Below are 18,643 nucleotides of genomic sequence, written 5' to 3' on the forward strand. Positions count from 1 at the left end.
TGACGGCCGGGGGCTGGACGGTCCCGCGATGATTGGGCTTAGGCTTAACATTGCTTCAGCGAACTCCATCTATCTCCGTCACCCTGAGGAGCCGCGAAGCGGCGTCTCGAAGGGTCGACGGCCACCGGCCGGGGCCGTTCACCCTTCGAGACGCGCGTTCCGCGCTCCTCAGGATGACGGGATCAGCTAGATCGCGCCTCCATTAATCCGGCACCACCGCGATCGCCTGGATTTCCACCTTGGCGCGGTCCTCGATCAGGCCCGCAACCTGGATCGCGGTCATCGCCGGAAACCGCCGGCCGATCACGTCGCGATAGACCCCGCCGATCTCCTTCAGCCGCGCGGAATATTCCTTGCGATCGAGCAAGAACCAGGTCATCGACACGATGTGCTCCGGCCCGGCCCCGCCGGCGGCGGCGACCGCGACGATGTTGCGCAGGGTCTGGCCGATCTGCGCCACGAGGTCATCGCTCTCGAACACGCATTGCCCGTTCCAGCCGATCTGGCCCGCGATGAAGAGCTGTTTGCCGCGCGCGGCCATGCCGTTGGCGTAGCCGATCGGCTTCGCCCATCCGTCCGGTTGCAGGATCTCGATCATCTCAATTGCCCTCGAAGGCGGGCTTCTGCTTGGCGGCGAAGGCCTCGAAAGCGCGGCGGAAATCGCCCGTCACCATGCAGATCGCCTGCGCCTGCGCTTCGGACTCGATCATCTCGTCGACGCCCATCGCCCATTCCTGGTTGAACATCGTCTTCGTCACGCCATGGGCGAACCACGGTCCATCCGCGAGCGAGCGCGCCAGCTCAAGCGCGGCGGCGGCGAGCTCGGCCGGCGGCACCAGGCGATTGTGAAAGCCCCACGCAAAGCCTTCGTCGGCACTCATCGCGCGGCCGGTGTAGAGCAGATCGGCGGCATGGCCCTGCCCGATCACGCGCGGCAGCAGCCCGCACGCGCCCATGTCGGCGCCGGCGAGGCCGACGCGGGTGAACAGGAACGCGGTCTTGGCCTGCGGTGTCGCCAGCCGCAGGTCGGACGCCAGCGCCAGCATCGCACCCGCCCCGGCGCAGATGCCGTCGATCGCGGCCACGATGATCTGCGGGCATTTGCGCATCGCGCGCACCACCTCGCCGGTCATCCGGGTGAAGGCGAGCAGGTCGGGCATCGCCATCCGCGTCAACGGCTCGATGATCTCGAACACGTCGCCGCCGGAGCAGAAATTGCCCTCGGCACCGGTCAGCACGATGGCGCGGACGTCGGAGGCATATTTGAGATTGGTGAAGAGATCGCGCAGCTCCTCGTAGGACTCGAAGGTCAGCGGGTTCTTCTTGTCCGGCCGGTTCAGCGTGATGGTTGCGACACGGCCGCTCGCGTCGGTCGACCAACGGAAGTGTTTTGCAGGATAATCCCTGAACGGACGGAGCTTTGCTGTCATCTCGGACATGATGTGTTCCTTCACCCGGTAAAGACTTCGCCGCCGGCGACCGCCACGGCTTGTCCGTTGATTGACGATGCGCCCTCGGAGGCAAGCCAGAGGATGCTGTCGGCGACCTCCTCCGGCGTGACCAGCCGCTGCATTGGATTGACCTTGGCGAGCGCAGCCCGCGCCTCCTGCTCGCTGCGCCCGGTCTTGGCGACGATGTTGGCGGCCGCATCCGCCACCAGCGGCGTATCGGTGTAGCCGGGGCAGACCGCATTCACGGTGACACCGCGCCGGGCGTACTCCAGCGCCAGCGAGCGGGTCAGGCCGACGACGCCGTGCTTGGCGGCGACATAGGCCGAGACATAGGCGTAGCCGGTGAGGCCCGCGGTCGAGGCCACGTTGATCACCCGCCCGCGGCCGCGCTGCGCCATCGCCGGCAGCACGGCGTGCGTCACCAGGAACACGCTGGAGAGATTGCTCGCCAGCATGTCCGCCCATAGCGCTGCGTTCGTCTTGTCGAACGGCGCACTTGCGGCCTTGCCGGCATTGTTGACGAGAATATCGATCGGGCCGGCCTCGGCCTCGATCTGCGTGATACCCTTGGTCACCGCCGTTTCATCGGTCACGTCGATCGCGACAACAGCGCCAGCGCGCTCACCGAGCAGCGAAGCCGTCGCCTTCAGCACATCGATCCGGCGTCCGGCGATGCTGACGCGTACCCCGGCTTTTGCGAGCGCGATTGCGGTTGCGGCCCCGATGCCGGAACCGGCACCGGTCACGAACGCATGGGCGTTGGGCCAGAAGCGTGTCATGCCTTCGCTCCCGCGGCTGTGCGTTCGAGATTGGCCTCGTATTGCGACTTGCCCGACAGATACTGCTTCGGCCAGGCGACCTGCTTGACGCCGATCTTCGCGGCCTCGTGCAGCGTCCAGGCCGGGTCGGCGAGATGCGGCCGCGCGATCGCGCAGAGATCGGCGCGGCCGGCGGCGATAATCGAATTGGCGTGGTCAGCCTCCGAGATCGCGCCGACCGCGATCGTGGCGATGCCGACCTCGTTGCGAATCTTGTCGGCGAACGGCGTCTGGTAAAGCCGGCCATAGATCGGACGATCGTCGGCCCAGACCTGGCCCGAGGAGCAGTCGATCAGGTCGGCACCGGCCGCCTTGAACAGTCTTGCGAAGGCGAGCGCATCCTCGGGCGTGTTGCCGCCCTCGGCCCAGTCGTGACAGGACAGGCGGACCGACATCGGCTTGTCCTCCGGCCACACCGCGCGGATGGCGCGGAACACTTCCAGCGGATAACGCGCGCGGTTCTCGATCGATCCGCCATAGGCGTCGCTGCGGCGATTGGTCAGCGGCGAGAGGAAGCTCGACAGCAGATAGCCGTGGGCGCAGTGCAGTTCCAGAATATCGAAGCCCGCGGCGGCGGCGCGCCTGGCGGCGGCAACGAACTGGTCGCGCACCTCGTCCATCTCGGCGCGGCTCATCGGCTCCGGGATCTGTCCGTCGGGCAGATAAGGCACCGGCGAGGCCGACACCAGCGGCCAGTTATGGTCGGGCAGCGGCTCGTCCATGCCTTCCCAGGCAACGCGCGTCGAGCCCTTGCGGCCGGCATGGCCGAGCTGGATGCCGATCCGGGCTTGCGAATTGCGATGCACGAATTCGACGATCCGCTTGTAGGCCACGGCCTGTTCGTCGTTCCACAGGCCGCAGCAGCCGGGCGTGATCCGCGCCTCCGGCGAGACGCAGGTCATCTCGGTGAACAGCAGGCCGGCGCCGCCGAGCGCGCGGGAGCCGAAATGCACGAGGTGGAAGTCGTTCGGCACGCCCTCTTCCGCCGAATACATCGCCATCGGCGAGACGATGATCCGGTTGTGCAGCGACAGGCCGCGGATCTGGAACGGCGTCAGCATCGGCGGCGTGACGCGGTCGTTGGTCGCGGGCACGCCGCTGCGCTCGGCGAACCAGCGCTCATAGCCCTCGAGCCACGTTCTGTCGCGCAGCCGCAAATTCTCGTGGCTGATGCGCTGCGAGCGGGTCAGCAGCGAATACATGAACTGCTCGGGCTCCAGCGTGTCGGCGTAGCGCGAGCCGACCACCTCGAACCATTCCATCGCATTGCGCGCGGCATTCTGGATCCGAGCCACGTCGACCCGGCGCAGCTCCTCGTAAGCCTTCAGCACGGCGGGAATGCTGTCCTTGGTCGCGCCGTGGGTCTTGAACTGGTTGGTCAGCTCGATCGCATCTTCCAGCGCGAGCTTGGTCCCTGAGCCGATCGCGAAATGCGCGGTGTGGGCGGCATCGCCCATCAGCACGACATGGCTGTTGCCGTTGAACGCGGTCCACTTGCCGCAGATCAGCCGCGGGAACGACAGCCAGGCCGAGCCGCGCAGATGCCGCGCGTTGGAGACCAGATGATGCCCCTCGAGGATTTCCGCGAACACCTTCTCGCAGAACGCGATGGATTCGGCCTGATCCATCCTGTCGAGGCCGTGGGCGAGATAGGCCTCCTCGGTGGTCTCGACGATGAAGGTCGCCGCGCCCTCCTCGAACTTGTAGATATGCGACTGGAACCAGCCATGCTCGGTCTTGCGGAAGTCGAAGGTGAAGGCATCGAACGGGCGGTTGGTGCCGAGCCAGATATAGCGGTTCGGCCGCATCAGCATGTCGGGCTGGAAGGTCTCGGCGTATTTGGCGCGGACCTTCGAGTTCACGCCGTCGCACGCCACGATCAGATCGGCATCCGGAAACTCGAGATCGGAATTGACCTCGCGCTCGAAGATCAATTCGACGCCGAGGTCCTCGGCCCGCGCCTGCAGGATGTTGAGCAGCCGCTTGCGGCCGATGCCGACGAAGCCGTGGCCGGTGGTGCGCATCCGGCGGCCCTTGATCAGGACCTCGATGTCGTCCCAGTGGTTGAAGGCCTGCTCGATCGTGTCAGCGGTGACCGGGTCCCATTTGCGCATGTTGTCCATGGTCGCATCTGAAAACACCACGCCGAAGCCGAACGTGTCATAGGGCCGGTTGCGCTCGACCACGGAGATCTGGTGCGCGGGATCAAGCATCTTCATCAGGATGCCGAAGTAGAGCCCGGCCGGCCCGCCTCCAATGCAAACGATGCGCATGGCGTTCTCCCGTTGGCTTCGGCAGGGGTCGCTTTCCCCAGGGAGCCGATGAGGGATAATATTTTATACTTAAAATAATTGTCAAGGGCGGCGTGGACCCACCCATAACCAAAGGATCGCGTTGCTGAAATGGGATGTGGCCCCAGCGCTGTAACCAACAGCAATAGGTGACTATGGGTCCTTGCTTCCGCAGGGACGCCAGTGAGTTTGTGGAGCGCCGTGCGTCCTCAATGCACCGCGGCGTACAGGATCTTGTCCTGCGTGGCGTCCGCGGCATCGAACTCGGCGACGATGCGGCCGGTCCGGGCGACCAGGATGCGGTCGGAGACGGCGAGGATCTCCGGCAGATAGGACGAGATCACCACCACCGCCTTGCCCTCGTCGGCGAGACGGCGGATTTCGCCGTGGATGTGCGGGATGGTGCCGACGTCGACGCCGCGCGTCGGCTCGTCGAAGAAGATGATCGACGGTTCCTGCACGAGGGTCTTGGCCAGCACCACCTTCTGCTGGTTGCCGCCGGACAGCTCGATGATCTTGGCCTTGCGCTGCAACGCGCTGATCTTGAGCCGCTCGACCCAGTAGTTGGCGAGCTTGCTGCGCCTTGCGCGCGACAGCAGGAAGCTCCAGCCCTTCCGCGTGGCGAGGCTGCCGATATAGACGTTGTCGTCGACCACCATGGTCTCGAAGAAGCCGTTGGCCTTGCGGTCCTCGGTGATGTAGGCGATGCCGTCATTGATCGCCTGCCGCGGCACGCGATAACGGATCGGCTTGCCGCGCAGCCGGATGGTGCCGCCATTGACCAGGTTGCGCTTCAACGCGCCGTAGACGATCTTGGCGATCTCGGTGCGGCCGGAGCCGATCAGGCCGGCGATGCCGACCACCTCGCCGGCATAGACCGAGAACGACATGTTCTTGACCGCCATGCCCATGGTGACGTTCTCGACCGTCAGCACCTTCTCGCGGCGCTGATGGGTCTTCGCTTTGCCGCCATAGACCGCTTGCGCTACCTCGCGCCCGACCATGTGCTGCACCAGCGCATCGCGGGTGAGCTGCTTGGCGGGCGCCGTGATCACCAGCTTGCCGTCGCGCAGCACCGTGATGCGGTCGGCGATCTGGAGCGATTCCTCCAGCGCATGCGAGATGTAGATGATCGAGACGCCGCGGGCGCGCAGATCGCGCACCAGATGGAAGAAGTGGACGATCTCCTCCGGCGTCAGCGACGCGGTCGGCTCGTCGAAGATGATGATGCGCGCCTTGTTGTAGATCGCGCGCGCGATCTCCACCATCTGCTTCTTGGCGGTGCCGAGCAGCGCCACCGGCGTCGCCGGATCGACGTGGAAGTTGAGCGACTGCAGCAGCTGCTGGGCCTGGATGTTCAGCGTGCGGAAACGCGTCAGCAGCTTCTCGTTGCCGAGCTCGATGTTCTGCGCCGCGGTCATGGTCGGCACCAGGCTGGTCTCCTGATAGACCATGCAGATCCCGGCATCGAGCGCGTCGCGCGGCTGCTCGAAATTGGCGGGCTTGCCGTCGAGCAGATAGTCGCCGGAGGTGAGATTGATCGCACCCGCGATCGCCTTGCACAGCGTCGACTTGCCGGCGCCGTTCTCGCCGACCAGCGCATGCACCTCGCCGGGATAGAGATCGAAATTGACGCCCTCGATGGCGTGGACGCCGCCATAGACCTTGGAGCCGTTGCTGATCCGCAGCACCGGCTCGCGGGTTGCGGACTGGGTGGCGGGTGCCGCCTGCGTCACGCCGTCATTCATCGCAGCTCTCCCGTGTAGCGCAGCAGCCGCCCGGCGCCGCGCGCCGCGATCACGATGCCGGAGGGCGTCGCACAGGCGGCGGTGATACCGTGGAAGCGGCCGCCGGCGCGGCTGTGCAGGCTGTCGCTGGCCTCGCCCTCGTCATCGAGATGCACCAGCAGGCCATAGGAGCGCGGCGGCGCCCACGGCTTCTGGATGCCAAGCGCCTTGACGCTGCCGATCTGCATCGGCTCCAGGCAATCGCTGCCGCCGGCGAGCGCCGGCGCCACCCAGTAGTCGGGCGGCATCGTCGCCATCATCTCCTCGCGGAAATCGTCTTCCTTGAGCACGAACTCGATCAGATGGGTGCGGCGGGCGAAGATACCGAGCAGCACCCCGCCATGGCCGTCCGGATGCAGCCGCGCCGGATAGCCGGGCATGTTAGCGGTGATCGTCTCGCGCGGGCCGAGCCCGTTGGCAGTGAGCGCGAACCGGCTGAGGCGATGCGCCCAGCTTTCGGTGAGCCACAGGCTGTTGCCGTCGGCCGAGACCATCACGCCATAGGGATGTGGCAGATCGCGCAGCAGCACCTGCGGATTGTCGAGACCGGCACCGCAGCTGATCAGGCGCCCACCGGCGCGCTTTTCCATCAGATCGTGCCGCCACTCGCTCGGACGGCGGCCGGCGCTGCCTTCGACCGCATAGATGCGGCCATCGGGCGACGCCGTCACCGACAGCAGCCCCGTGAGCGCGCTGCCGCCGGCGGCTTCCAGCCAGCGCGGCGCGGGTTTGGCGGGATCGATCGCTGCAAGTCCCCTGCCCGCAACGCAGACGAGCAAGCGGCCGTCCGGATCCAGCGCGAGCCCGCCGGCATCATCCTCGAACTCGGCGACGACCGCGCGGGTCGCAAAATCCGCGCCGCTGAGCTTCAGCACCTGGCGGCCGGCGGAAACGAAGATCGCACCGTCGCCGGCGGCGATGACGTCGTCGACGCCCGGCAGCGGCGCGCCGATCGGCACGGCGGTGTCGAGCCGGTCGTTCGGGCTCATCGCACCGTCGAGCGGCGGGATCGACTTCTCGACGCCATCGCGATCAACGACGCTTCTGATATCGCGCAACAGATGGTCGAACAGTCCCATTAGCTGATCACCCTGCTTTTGGCGCCCCAATAAGCATCGTATCCGGTCCAGCTCTCGTCGACGCCGTCGAGCTTGATGCGGCCGATCCGGTTGTTCTCGAGCCCGCCGAGATAAAGATAGCCCTCATGCTCGCGCATCGACGTCAGCACCGAATGCGAGGTCCCGGTCGGGTCCCACCAGGACTCCAGCGCTTCGCCCCTCTCGTTGAACTTCAGCACGCAGCCGTGGTTCAGCCCCGGCGCCAGCCATTCGTCGGTCGGCACCTGTTTCACCATGCGCAGCCGGAAGCCGGGCTTGCGCACGGAGAGATCGAAGGTCGGCGTACGGATGCCGACCAGGGCGAGCCAATAATTGCCGTCGGAGGCACGATTGATGTTGTCAGGGTTGCCCGGCAGCTGGTCGATCAGGACTTCGGTGCGGCCCTTCTTCGGCCCCGCGATCCAGTAACGGAAGATCTTGCACAGCGAGGTGCTTGCGATCAGCACGGATTGGCCGTCATGCGAGACACAGACGCCGTTCGGAAAATAGAAATGGTTGATGACAGTGCGGGTTGTTTTGGTCTTGGGATCATAGCAGACCAGGCGGCCATTCGGCCGCGCCTCGAGGATATCGAGGGTGTTGGTCGTCATCTCGTAGCGCGTAGTGCAGTCGCTGAAATAGATCTTGCCGTCCGGCGCGATGTCGAGATCGTCGGCCATGCGCAGGCGGCTGTCGTCGTTCAGCTTGTACCAGGTACGGTTGGTCTCATCGGTGACCTTGAACACCTTGCCATCAGGCGCGATGCCGTAGACACCCATGCCGGCCACCGCGACAATCAGGTTCTCGTCGTGGTCGAACTGCATGCCAAGCGGCCGGCCGCCGATATGGGCGAACACCTCACGGGTCTCGAAGTTCGGTCCCGAGAAGCGAATCACGTTGCCGTCGCGGGTCGAGCCGTAGACCCGGCCCTGGCGATCGAGAATGACGTCCTCGGGCCCTTCGACCTGGTCGACGCCGATTGCCTGCGCGTTGATCAGCCGGTCGTTCTGGGCAAATGGCGAACCGGAGCCGCGCTGCACCGACGGCGCTGGCGCCAACGCCACATAAGCGGGATTGACATAGATCTTCTGGATCGCCTTGCCGCGGTTCTTCGACCATTTGACGTCGATGCCGACCGCAGCGAGCAGGATCATGCCGGTCACCGCCGAGGTGACGTAGCCCGGGATGCCCATCCGCACGAGGCCGTTGATCAAGAGGAAGATGATCAGCGCGCCGATCATCGCCCGCCACACCGTGCCCTTGCCGCCGGCCAGCGAGACGCCGCCGAGCACCACGGCGGTCAGCGCCTGGAACTCCCACCCGACGCCGGTGGTGGAATCCGTCGAGGCCTGACGTGCGGCATAGAAGATGCCGCTCGCCGCGCACAGCGTGCCCGACAGAACATAGGTCATGAACAGCATCAGACGGACGCGGATGCCGGCGTGACGCGCCGCCTTGCGGCTGGCGCCGATCGCGGTGAGATGCCAGCCATAGCGCGAGCGCGACAGGAAGATGTGGCAGATCAGCAGCACCACGAACAGCGTCGCCGCATTGACGGGAATGCCGAGCACGCTGCCGCCGCCGATGAAATCCCAGGCGTCGCTCTCGACCGAGTTGGTCGCGAACACCTGGGCATAGCTGGTGTTGAGCAGATTGACCGAGGCGCGCAGGATGATCAGCGTCACCAGCGTGGTCAGGAACGGCCGCGTCTTGAGGAAGCCGATCAGGAAGCCGTTGATGCTGCCGAGCACCGCGCCGACCAGCAGCGTCGCCGGCACGGCAAGGCCGACCGGCCATTCGCGCACCAGGAGGAAATAGAGCGCCGCGAAATTGCACAGCGCGAAGATCGCGCCGACCGACAGGTCGATGCCGCCGGTGACGAGGCAGAAGCCCATCGCGAGCGCGACGAAGCCGAATTCGGCGAACAGCCGCAGCAGCGACACCGAGTTCTGCACCGAGGCGTAGTCAGGAATGGTGAGCGCGAAATAGGCCCACAGCCCGATCATCACGGTGAAGGGAACGACCGGCTCGAACCACTGCTTCAGCAACAGCTCCGACAGCAGGAGCCGGGGTGAAAACCGCCGCACCGATGCGGCAAAGGAATCAACTGCCATCGACATCGTCAAAGCACTCCTGATCCGGTTTCAACGTTTCCGGATTCTGACCCGTGATACAGCCGGCGCGGGAATGCCCCCCGCGCCGGCTGTCTCGCGCCTTGTTAGTTTTTCTTGGGTAGCGCGAAGCAGGTGCCGCCGAGCGAGGCGTTCGACTTATCGATCCAGATCGGCCGCGTGTAATAGGACAGGTTTTTCGTGCCGGGCTTGTCGCCGGACATCAGCAGCGTCTCGGCCGCGAACATCAGGTCGTGGCCCTGCTCGGTCGCCTTGTAGCTGAGGAACTTGCTGAAGTTGCCTGATGTGACCTGGTCGCAATCGAGCTGCGAGCCCTCGCCCGAGGCGAACACCTTCACGTCGTCGATCTTGCCGGCATTGCGGATCGCCTGCGCGGCGCCCGACTCCATGATGCCCCAGAAGCCGATCGAGGCGCAGAGATCGGGATGCTGCTGGATCACGGTGGCGGTGATGTTGAGCGCGGTGTTGGCATCCCAGTTCGCCGCCTGGTTCGACACCACCTTGATGTTGGGATCCTTGTTCAGAACCTCCATGATGGCGCCGACCTGATCGACGCTGGCGGCCGCGGTCAATTCGCCCTGCACGATCTGCACCTTGCCCGACTTGCCGGAGCCGGTGCCGCAGGCCTTGACGGCTTCGTTCGCGAGCATCCTGCCGATCTCGCGCCAGTCGACGCCGACGAAGGCGCCAGACTTGTAGTTCGAGGCCATATTGACCTGGATCACATGCGTGCCCTGGCTTTCGGCGCGCTTCAGGTCCTTCATCAGGAGCGTCACGCTCGGATTCTGCACGATCAGGACGTCGGGCTTCTGGTCGACCAGCGCGGTCAGCGCCTGCTGCATGGCGGATGGATTGTTGTTGGGATCGCGCACGATGTACTTCATGCCGCGCCACTCGGCCTCTTCCTGCACCACGCGGCCCCACTCATCGGACAGCGGCACGCCGAGCGCGATCGGCAGATAGGCGATGGTCTTGCCCTGCAGCGACTTGTCGTAGGCGGCGCGCAATTCGCGCCCGGCCTTGGTGCCTTCCTCCTGCGCCGATGCCGCAAGCGGCATCGCGGCAAGCGTCACCCCGGCGAGCAGGATCGTCCAGAACTTGGTCGTCTTCATCGTCTCCTCCACACAAAATTCTTTTGATTGATTTGGAATTCTTTGCATTGGCGCAGCGCGCTCGGCGCCTTGTATCAGTCTCCTTGCCGCGCGGTCTCCTCGTCGCGGGGATGCAGCCAGTTGTCGAGCACGATCGCGGCCAGCAGCACCACGCCCTTGATGATGTTCTGCACCTCGCTGTTGACGTCCATGATGGTGAAGGCGTTGAGCAGCGTGCCGATCAGGACGCAGCCGACCACGACGCTGAACACGCTGCCGCGGCCGCCGATCAGGCTGATGCCGCCGATCACAACGACCAGCACGACGTCGAAGATCATGGTCCCTTGCGTGATCGCCATCTGCATGCTGCCCGTGGTGCCGACCCAGACCAGGCCTGCAATCCAGGCGAGCAGCGCAACCAAGACGTGCTCCAGCACGATCAACGGACGCAAGGGAATGCCGGTCAGCCGCGCGGCCTCCGGATTGTCGCCCTGCGAATAGATGAAGCGGCCGATCGAGGTGCGCGACAGGAACAGGTGCATCGCGATCGCGCAGACCGCGAACACCAGGATCGGAACCGGGATGCCGAACAGCCGCCCGGCGCCGAGATACATCAGGCCCGGCGCGTCCTTCGGCGCGTAGACCACCCAGGCCGGCGCGATCCAGAACGCGAGGCCATAGATCACGAAGCCGGCGGCCAGCGTCACGAACAGCGCCGGCGCCTCGACGAAGGCGACCATGACGCCGTTGACGACGCCGATCAGCACGGCAATGGCCAGCGCCAGCAGCACTGCCGTGAACACAGGCATGCCGTTCTGCATGTAGATCAGGGCGATCGCCCAGGAACCCGCCATGATCGCGACCTCGGAGAGGTCGATGCCGCGGCTGATTACGATCAGCCCCATGCCGAGGCCGAGCACGCCAAGGATGGAGATACTGCGCAACAGATTCAGGAGATTGGAAACGCTGGCAAAGCCGTTCAGGGTCAGGCCGAACACGACCAGAAGCGCGATCGTGATCAGGAGCACGATCTGCTCCTGACTCGGCTTTGCGAACATTGTGCCCGAGCGAGATGATGCCGCAGGGACAGCAACGCCGCGCGATGGCGATTGCACGCTCATCGTTTCCTCCAGGTATTATTTTGCTTGAGACTTTAAGAGCGCCAACTCATATTCGTCAAATGCATTCGGCGGATACGGATTGATTATTTCCATGCATGTGCGCGATATCGATCTGAACCTGTTCGTCGTGTTCGACGCGATTTACACCGAGGGCGGCGTCAGCCGCGCCTGCTTCCGCCTCAATCTGACCCAGCCCGCGGTCAGCCATGCGCTGAGCCGGCTGCGCGCGATGTTCAACGATCCGCTGTTCGTGCGCCGCCATCACGTGATGACGCCGACCCCGCTGGCACGCCAGATCATCACCACCGTGCGCCAGGCCCTCAACGGCCTGGAGACGACGCTGACCCACACCAACCGCTTCGATCCGGCCAGGACGCCGAAGCGCTTCGTGATCGGCCTGCGCAACAATCTCGAGGCGCCGATGCTGAGCGCGCTGATCAACCGGATCAGCGCCGTCGCGCCGCTGGTCGAGATCGCCACAGTGCGCAGCGAGCGCAACAATCTGGAGCGGGAGCTTGCCGCCGGCACGCTGGACGTCGCGATCGATACGCTGCTGCCGCTCTCCACCGAGGTGCGGCGCGAGCAGATCCTGACCGAGCATATCGCGGTGTTCGCCCGGCGCGGCCATCCCGAGCTCGGCACACGGCTCGACAAGAAGGCTTACCTGCGCATGGAACATGTCTGCGTGACGTCGCGGCGCAGCGGCCTGTCGTTCGAGGACTTCCAGTTCCAGCGGCTCGGCCTGACGCGCACCGTGCGCCTGACCTGCCAGAACTTCGCGACTGCCTGCCATGTGGTGAGCCGCAGCAACATGCTGCTGACGGCATCGGAGAGCGCCGCCTCCGTGCTGGAGAATCCCGGGCTGTTGCAGTGCTTCCCCTGCCCGTTCCCGATCAGCCCGCACGTCAACTATCTCTATTGGCATGCCACCGCCGAGGGCGACACCACCAATCAATGGCTGCGCGAGCAGCTGCGCGCCGCCGCGGCGTTGCTCGCCGGCAGCCGCTTCAGCAAGAAGAACCGGCGTGCGGCCAAGGCGCGGCCGAAGGTAAGCATTCCGGTGCCGACCGGCCTCGCCGCGGAATAGCGGAGCGCCGCATCGAATTTGCTCCGAAGCGCTCAGCGGACCGCACTTCACCTCGCCCCGCCTGCGGGGAGAGGGCGGAACGCATCGTTAGATGCGTTCCGGGCGAAGGGGAGCCTCCGCAAATCCAGCTGTTACCGAAGTATGCGGCAGCAGCCCCTCACCCCACCCCTCTCCCCGTAAGAACGGGGCGAGGGAGCGCAGCGCCGTCGTGGCCGGTATTCAACCTGACTTCATCATGCGCTACATCCCACTCAGTCCGCTATCGACCGCGAGCGTCTGTGCGGTGACGTAGACGCTCTCATCGGACATGAAGAACAGCACCGCATAGGCGATCTCCCACGCCGTCGCCTGGCGGCCGAATGGGACATGGCTCTTGCCGCGCGATGGCCGGCCCGCACCGGCCTCGCGGCCGTTCGGAGTGTCGACCAAGCCGGGATAGACCAGGTTGGCGCGGATGCCGCGCCGCGCGCCGGTATGGGCGATGTTGCGCATCAAACCGCCGAGCGCGGCCTTGGAGGAATCGTAGACCGCCATCTGCGATCCCGCCTTCAGCGCCGCGATCGAGGAGATGAAGACGATCGAGCCCCCATCTTCGAATTTCGGCAGAGCCGCGCGGCAGCACAGCATCGGGCCGCGGACATTGACGTCGTAGATCCTGTTCCATTCCTCCGCGCTGACATTGTCGAGCCCGGTCTTGCCGAAGGTGCCGATGTTGAGCACCATGCCGTCGAGCCCGCCCATGGCGTGATGCGCCTCGTCGATCATCCTGATGACATCCATCTCTTTGGTAACGTCGGCGGCGATTGCGGATGCGCGACCGCCGTCAGCCGCGATACGCGCGACCGTATCCTCGGCGGAGCCACGGTTGAGGTCGGCGACCGCGACATGGGCGCCTTCGCGCGCGAACAGCAGGCTCATGGCGCGGCCATTGCCGATCGGATCGGTCGCGGCATCGAACACACGCTGGCCGCCGCCGACCACCAGAACGCGGCGGCCGTTGAGGCGTCCCCTGCCCGGCGCCATGCCCGAGGACTCAGCGCTCAGCGGACGGACATAGCGCTCCGGCTTCGTGTCTTGCTTGGCCTCTTGCGAAGTCTCGGACATCCCATCAACCCCGCTTCTTGCCACCCTCATAGACAGCCATGCCGGCGGCCGGATCGAGATCGGTCTCGGTCGCCTCCGTCAGCCGCGCCATCATCATGTAGAACCCGAGCGTGACGATCGCCTCGACGATCTCCTGATCGCTGAAATGCTCGCGCATAGCGGCAAAGGCTGCATCGCCGACGCGGACCTTCTCGACCACCTCGCGGCCGAAGCCGAGCAGCGCGCGCTCGGCCGCATTGAGCGCGGCATCGTCGTACCTGCCGCGCTCGACGGCATCGATCTGCGCTTGCGTAACGCCGACGCCGAGCGCGATCGGCACATGCTGCCGCCACTCATAGGCGCCGCCCTCGAGCTGCGCGGCCTGCAGGATCAGGAGCTCGCGGTTGACCGCCGACAGCTTCTGCTTGTGCAGAATCGAATTGCCGAGCCGCATCAGGGGCATCGCATTGGCCTCCGCATGGGCCATCATGCGGAAGATGTTGAGCTTGACCGGCATGCGGTCGAACGCCGCGCGGATGTCGCCGCTCGTGGTATCCGGATCAATCAGAGGCAGCCTTGCCACGCGTCTCTCCCTTGTTCGTTGTTCTTGCTGTTCGTGCGTCCACCTAATGCACTGGGCTAACCGATATCAAGCCGACCACCCGGCATTGCCCGAATTGCGGGGTTCAGCCATGCGGTTCCGCGCTTGAATCGGCTGCTGCGGGCGGGCATAAGGGCTGCCATCTCCTTAAAAAGCGCCCATAGCCCAAGGATTTGAGAAGGATTTACGATGCCCGCCTATCGCTCCCGCACAACCACCCACGGCCGCAACATGGCGGGTGCACGCGGCCTGTGGCGCGCCACCGGCATGAAGAATGAGGATTTTGGCAAGCCGATCATCGCGGTGGTCAATTCCTTCACCCAGTTCGTGCCGGGACATGTGCATCTGCAGAACCTCGGCCAGCTCGTCGCGCGCGAGATCGAGAAGGCCGGCGGCGTCGCCAAGGAATTCAACACCATTGCGGTCGATGACGGCATCGCGATGGGCCATGACGGCATGCTCTACAGCCTGCCCTCGCGCGAACTGATCGCCGACAGCGTCGAATACATGGTCAATGCGCATTGCGCCGACGCGATGGTCTGCATCTCCAACTGCGACAAGATCACCCCCGGCATGCTGATGGCGACGCTGCGCCTCAACATTCCGACCGTGTTCGTCTCGGGCGGCCCGATGGAATCGGGCAAGATCCTGCTCAAGGGCAAGAAGCGCGCCGTCGACCTGATCGATGCGATGGTCGCGGCCGCCGATTCGAACGTGTCGGACGAAGAGGTCGAGGTGATCGAGCGCTCGGCCTGCCCGACCTGCGGTTCCTGCTCCGGCATGTTCACCGCGAATTCGATGAACTGCCTCACCGAGGCGCTTGGCCTCGCGCTGCCCGGCAACGGCTCGGTGCTGGCGACGCATGCCGACCGCAAGAGCCTGTTCGTCGAGGCCGGCCATCTGATCGTCGATCTCGCCCGCCGCTATTACGAGCAGGATGACGCCAAGGTGCTGCCGCGCAACATCGCGAACTTCAAGTCGTTCGAGAACGCGATGACGCTCGACATCGCGATGGGCGGCTCCACCAACACCGTGCTGCATCTGCTCGCCGCGGCGCGCGAGGGCGAGGTGCCGTTCACCATGGCCGACATCGACCGGCTGTCGCGCAAGGTCCCGGTGCTGTGCAAGGTGGCGCCGTCGGTGCAGGACGTCCACATGGAGGACGTGCATCACGCCGGCGGCATCATGGCGATCCTCGGCGAGCTTGATCGCGCCAGGCTGCTCACGACGGATGGACCGACCGTGCACGCCGCGACGCTCGAGGACGCCCTGAACCGCTGGGACGTGGTGCGGACCACGAGCGACAAGGTGCGCAATTTCTACCGCGCCGCGCCGGGCGGTGTGCCGACCCAGGAAGCCTTCAGCCAGGACCGCCGCTTCGACGACGTCGATGTCGATCGCGCCAAGGGCGTCATCCGCAACGCCGAGCACGCCTACTCCAAGGACGGCGGCCTCGCCGTGCTGTTCGGCAACCTCGCCGAGGACGGCTGCATCGTGAAGACCGCCGGCGTCGATCAGAGCATCCTGAAGTTCTCCGGCCCGGCCCGCATCTTCGAGAGCCAGGATGCTTCGGTCGAAGCCATCCTGGGCAACAAGGTGAAGGCCGGCGATGTCGTGCTGATCCGCTATGAAGGTCCGCGCGGGGGCCCCGGCATGCAGGAGATGCTCTATCCGACCAGCTATCTGAAGTCGAAGGGCCTCGGAAAAGCCTGCGCGCTGATCACCGACGGCCGCTTCTCCGGCGGATCGTCCGGCCTGTCGATCGGCCACGTCTCGCCGGAAGCCGCCGAAGGCGGCCTGATCGGCCTGGTCGAGGAAGGCGACATCATCGAGTTCGACATCCCGAACCGCAAGGTCAACCTCAAGGTCGACGATGCCGAGCTCAAGCGCCGCCGCGCGGCGATGGAAGCCAAGGGCAATGCGGCGTGGAAGCCGGCGGCACCACGCAAGCGCGCGGTCTCGACCGCGCTGAAGGCCTATGCGGCGTTCGCAAGCAGCGCGGCGAAGGGTGCGGTGCGCATCCTGCCGGAGTAATCGGCCAAAGCGTTTCGAGCGCGAAGTGGATACCGGTTCGCGTCAACAAATCGCGTCAAACAAAAAATCCAGAGCCCCGTTCCGATTCGATCGGAACGGGGCTCTGGACGCATTAATTCACTTGCAAGTCGGCCGCTTCGATCCGGATGCGGTCGGCGTGCAGTGACCAGTCGCAGAGCGCCTGTTCCTGACAGAATTTGAGCTTGGCCATCTCGGTGGCCTGGCCTTCGCTCGAGGCGTCGACCTCGAGTTCGCCCTGGCAAACCTCGCGCTGGCGGCCGTTGCCGCCGAGCACGTCCTTCATGAACTGAACGACGAAGCGTGACATGGAACCCTCCCTGCTGCGCCGGCAGAGCCTAGGGGGTACCACGTTAGCACTAACGCGGAATGGGGTTGAGTAAATTCGACTCGGGTGCGCCGCCGCGGGATGGAAAACTACGCGCCGGCCTGCGGCAGGCTGGCGGCGGCGATCGCGACGATCTGCGCAAGACGGCGGCCGATCCGGGCGGGCGCGTTGCGGAGCAATGACTGGACCTGTCGCATGAACTTCTTCCTTCCGTGCCCAGAACAGGCGGGCAGAAAGGGAAAATGGCGACTTCAGGCTAAGTCGTCGATATCTCAGGGGAAATAACAACGGACGCGTTGTAAGGTGGTGCTTTGGCAGTGGGTTTATTGCCTCGATCGAGGCTACGACGAAGGAAATTTTCTCCGGTGTTTTTGCGCGCGCAACAACGCTCGCACGACTGGCCGTTTGCGTGAGGCACGCACTGGCGGGACAGTTCCCTCCGCCCTTGCGGTACTCTCCCCGCAAGGCCGGGCGCTTGCACAATTTCTGGATATTGGAAATTTACCCCTGAGTTGCCCGACGCGTCAAGTTGCCTGGTCGAACCGCCGGCAGCCGTCATCTCCTTTGCATGGGGTTGTTTTCGATATTTTGGCCGCGCGCTGCCGCGGCCCCGCAAGGCGGAGGCCTGACAGCAACGACCGTCGACCTACCCCGGCATGAACCCGAACGCCCTCTCGAACCTTCTGGCGTAAACCGGCCAGACCTCTGGATTGATGATGCGCGGCGGGCGCTTGCCGTCGAGTGCATCGAGGATCTGTTCGGCTGCGATGCGGCCCATGTTGATGCGCGCCTCGCGGGTGACGCCGGCGGTGTGCGGGCTCGCCAGCACATTGTCGAACTGCAAGAGGGGATGATCCGGCGGCGGCGGCTCCTTGGCCCAGACGTCGAGGCCCGCGCCGGCGATGCGCTTGTCCCGCAGTGCTTCTTCCAGTGCCTTCTCGTCATGGATGAAGCCGCGCGCGGTGGTGACGAAATAGGCGTGCGGCTGCATCAGCGCGAATTCGCGCGCGCCGATCATGCCCCGGCTGTTGTTGTCCAGCGGACAGGAGATCGAGACGAAGTCCGCGCGGCGCAGGAGATCGTCGAGCTCGACCTTCTGCCCGCCCCGCTTCGCCATCTCCTCGGCCGTGAGATAGGGATCGTAGGCGATCACCTTCATGTGCAGCAGACCCTTGCACAGCTCGGCGATGCGGCGGCCGACATTGCCGAGGCCGACAATGCCGACGGTCTTCTCGTTCAGCTCGTTGCCGATCAGGTCGTTGCGGTTGACGTTGGCCTCGCGCCGCAGCCTGCGATCGGACTGAATGATGCGCTTCGACAGCGTCAGCATCATGCCGAGCGCGTGCTCGGCGACCGAGTTGGCGTTGCCGCCGGACTGGTTGACCACCAGTACGCCCGCAGCCGTGCAGGCATCGACGTCGACGGGATCGAACCCGGCGCCGTTCGAGGACACGATCAGAAGGTTCGGCGCGCGCTTCAACAGCTCCGCATGGGCATGGAAATGCGGCGCCAGCTCATCGCGGGCAGCGCCGATCTGGTAGGCATGCGCGTCCGCCAGAACGGGGGCGAATTGCGCCTCCGGCGTCTCGTTCTCGAGACGGTCGAGCCGGACATCCGGCCGCTTTTTCAGGATGTCGACGTAGATCTCGTGGGCGAGGTATTTGACGTAGAACACGCGCTTGTTGTTGACGGTCATGTCTTCGG

At 65.1% G+C, this 18,643-nt stretch carries 15 protein-coding genes; 2 read left to right on the top strand and 13 right to left on the bottom strand.

Annotation, left to right across the window (positions count from 1 at the left end; genetic code table 11):
* Positions 1–202: 202 nt before the first annotated feature.
* The 9 genes from ACVW1C_RS05865 to ACVW1C_RS05905 form a co-directional block, all read right to left on the bottom strand.
* Positions 203–598, bottom strand: coding sequence for a RidA family protein (locus tag ACVW1C_RS05865; protein WP_176532380.1), 396 nt, complete (start codon positions 596–598; stop codon positions 203–205).
* A 1-nt stretch (position 599) separates the two neighbouring features.
* Entirely contained in the window at positions 600–1,439 is an 840-nt protein-coding gene (locus tag ACVW1C_RS05870) for an enoyl-CoA hydratase family protein (RefSeq protein WP_456757594.1), read from the bottom strand.
* Between the two features lie 11 nt (positions 1,440–1,450).
* Complete coding sequence (locus tag ACVW1C_RS05875) at positions 1,451–2,230, bottom strand: SDR family NAD(P)-dependent oxidoreductase (RefSeq protein WP_456757595.1); 780 nt, start codon at positions 2,228–2,230, stop codon at positions 1,451–1,453.
* Positions 2,227–4,542 carry a bifunctional salicylyl-CoA 5-hydroxylase/oxidoreductase gene (locus tag ACVW1C_RS05880; RefSeq protein ID WP_456757596.1) on the bottom strand — a complete coding sequence of 772 codons (2,316 nt, stop codon included), beginning with the start codon at positions 4,540–4,542 and terminating at the stop codon, positions 2,227–2,229. Before ACVW1C_RS05880 ends, ACVW1C_RS05875 begins: the two co-directional genes overlap by 4 nt.
* 227 nt (positions 4,543–4,769) lie before the next feature.
* On the bottom strand, positions 4,770–6,308 hold the full coding sequence (locus tag ACVW1C_RS05885) for a sugar ABC transporter ATP-binding protein (RefSeq protein ID WP_456757597.1): 1,539 nt from the start codon (positions 6,306–6,308) through the stop codon (positions 4,770–4,772).
* Positions 6,305–7,426, bottom strand: coding sequence for an SMP-30/gluconolactonase/LRE family protein (locus tag ACVW1C_RS05890; protein WP_456757598.1), 1,122 nt, complete (start codon positions 7,424–7,426; stop codon positions 6,305–6,307). The genes ACVW1C_RS05885 and ACVW1C_RS05890 overlap by 4 nt, the downstream gene beginning before the upstream one ends.
* On the bottom strand, positions 7,426–9,564 hold the full coding sequence (locus ACVW1C_RS05895; protein ID WP_456757599.1) for an ABC transporter permease: 2,139 nt from the start codon (positions 9,562–9,564) through the stop codon (positions 7,426–7,428). The genes ACVW1C_RS05890 and ACVW1C_RS05895 overlap by 1 nt, the downstream gene beginning before the upstream one ends.
* A gap of 98 nt (positions 9,565–9,662) precedes the next feature.
* Positions 9,663–10,688 (bottom strand): sugar ABC transporter substrate-binding protein, encoded by a 1,026-nt coding sequence (locus ACVW1C_RS05900; protein ID WP_456757600.1) that lies wholly within the window; start codon positions 10,686–10,688, stop codon positions 9,663–9,665.
* A 74-nt stretch (positions 10,689–10,762) separates the two neighbouring features.
* Positions 10,763–11,695 carry an ABC transporter permease gene (locus tag ACVW1C_RS05905; RefSeq protein WP_224924343.1) on the bottom strand — a complete coding sequence of 311 codons (933 nt, stop codon included), beginning with the start codon at positions 11,693–11,695 and terminating at the stop codon, positions 10,763–10,765.
* 172 nt (positions 11,696–11,867) lie between these two features.
* Between ACVW1C_RS05905 and ACVW1C_RS05910 the strand changes: the two genes are divergently transcribed.
* Entirely contained in the window at positions 11,868–12,875 is a 1,008-nt protein-coding gene (locus tag ACVW1C_RS05910; protein ID WP_456757601.1) for a LysR family transcriptional regulator, read from the top strand.
* A gap of 240 nt (positions 12,876–13,115) precedes the next feature.
* Here ACVW1C_RS05910 and ACVW1C_RS05915 read toward each other — a convergent pair whose 3' ends face one another.
* Entirely contained in the window at positions 13,116–13,979 is an 864-nt protein-coding gene (locus ACVW1C_RS05915; protein ID WP_456757602.1) for an SDR family NAD(P)-dependent oxidoreductase, read from the bottom strand.
* Between the two features lie 4 nt (positions 13,980–13,983).
* Positions 13,984–14,541, bottom strand: a complete 558-nt coding sequence (locus ACVW1C_RS05920) for a carboxymuconolactone decarboxylase family protein (protein WP_173641902.1) — start codon at positions 14,539–14,541, stop codon at positions 13,984–13,986.
* A gap of 207 nt (positions 14,542–14,748) precedes the next feature.
* Between ACVW1C_RS05920 and ilvD the strand changes: the two genes are divergently transcribed.
* Positions 14,749–16,593 carry a dihydroxy-acid dehydratase gene (ilvD, locus tag ACVW1C_RS05925; protein WP_456757603.1) on the top strand — a complete coding sequence of 615 codons (1,845 nt, stop codon included), beginning with the start codon at positions 14,749–14,751 and terminating at the stop codon, positions 16,591–16,593.
* 112 nt (positions 16,594–16,705) lie between these two features.
* Here the strand turns inward: ilvD and ACVW1C_RS05930 are convergent, their stop codons facing one another.
* Positions 16,706–16,921, bottom strand: a complete 216-nt coding sequence (locus ACVW1C_RS05930; protein WP_456757604.1) for a hypothetical protein — start codon at positions 16,919–16,921, stop codon at positions 16,706–16,708.
* Between the two features lie 664 nt (positions 16,922–17,585).
* A complete protein-coding gene (locus tag ACVW1C_RS05935; protein ID WP_456757605.1) occupies positions 17,586–18,635 on the bottom strand; it encodes a hydroxyacid dehydrogenase in 1,050 nt (349 codons plus the stop codon).
* Between the last annotated feature and the right edge of the window lie 8 nt (positions 18,636–18,643).

It is taken from the genome of Bradyrhizobium sp. USDA 4011 (assembly GCF_054063415.1).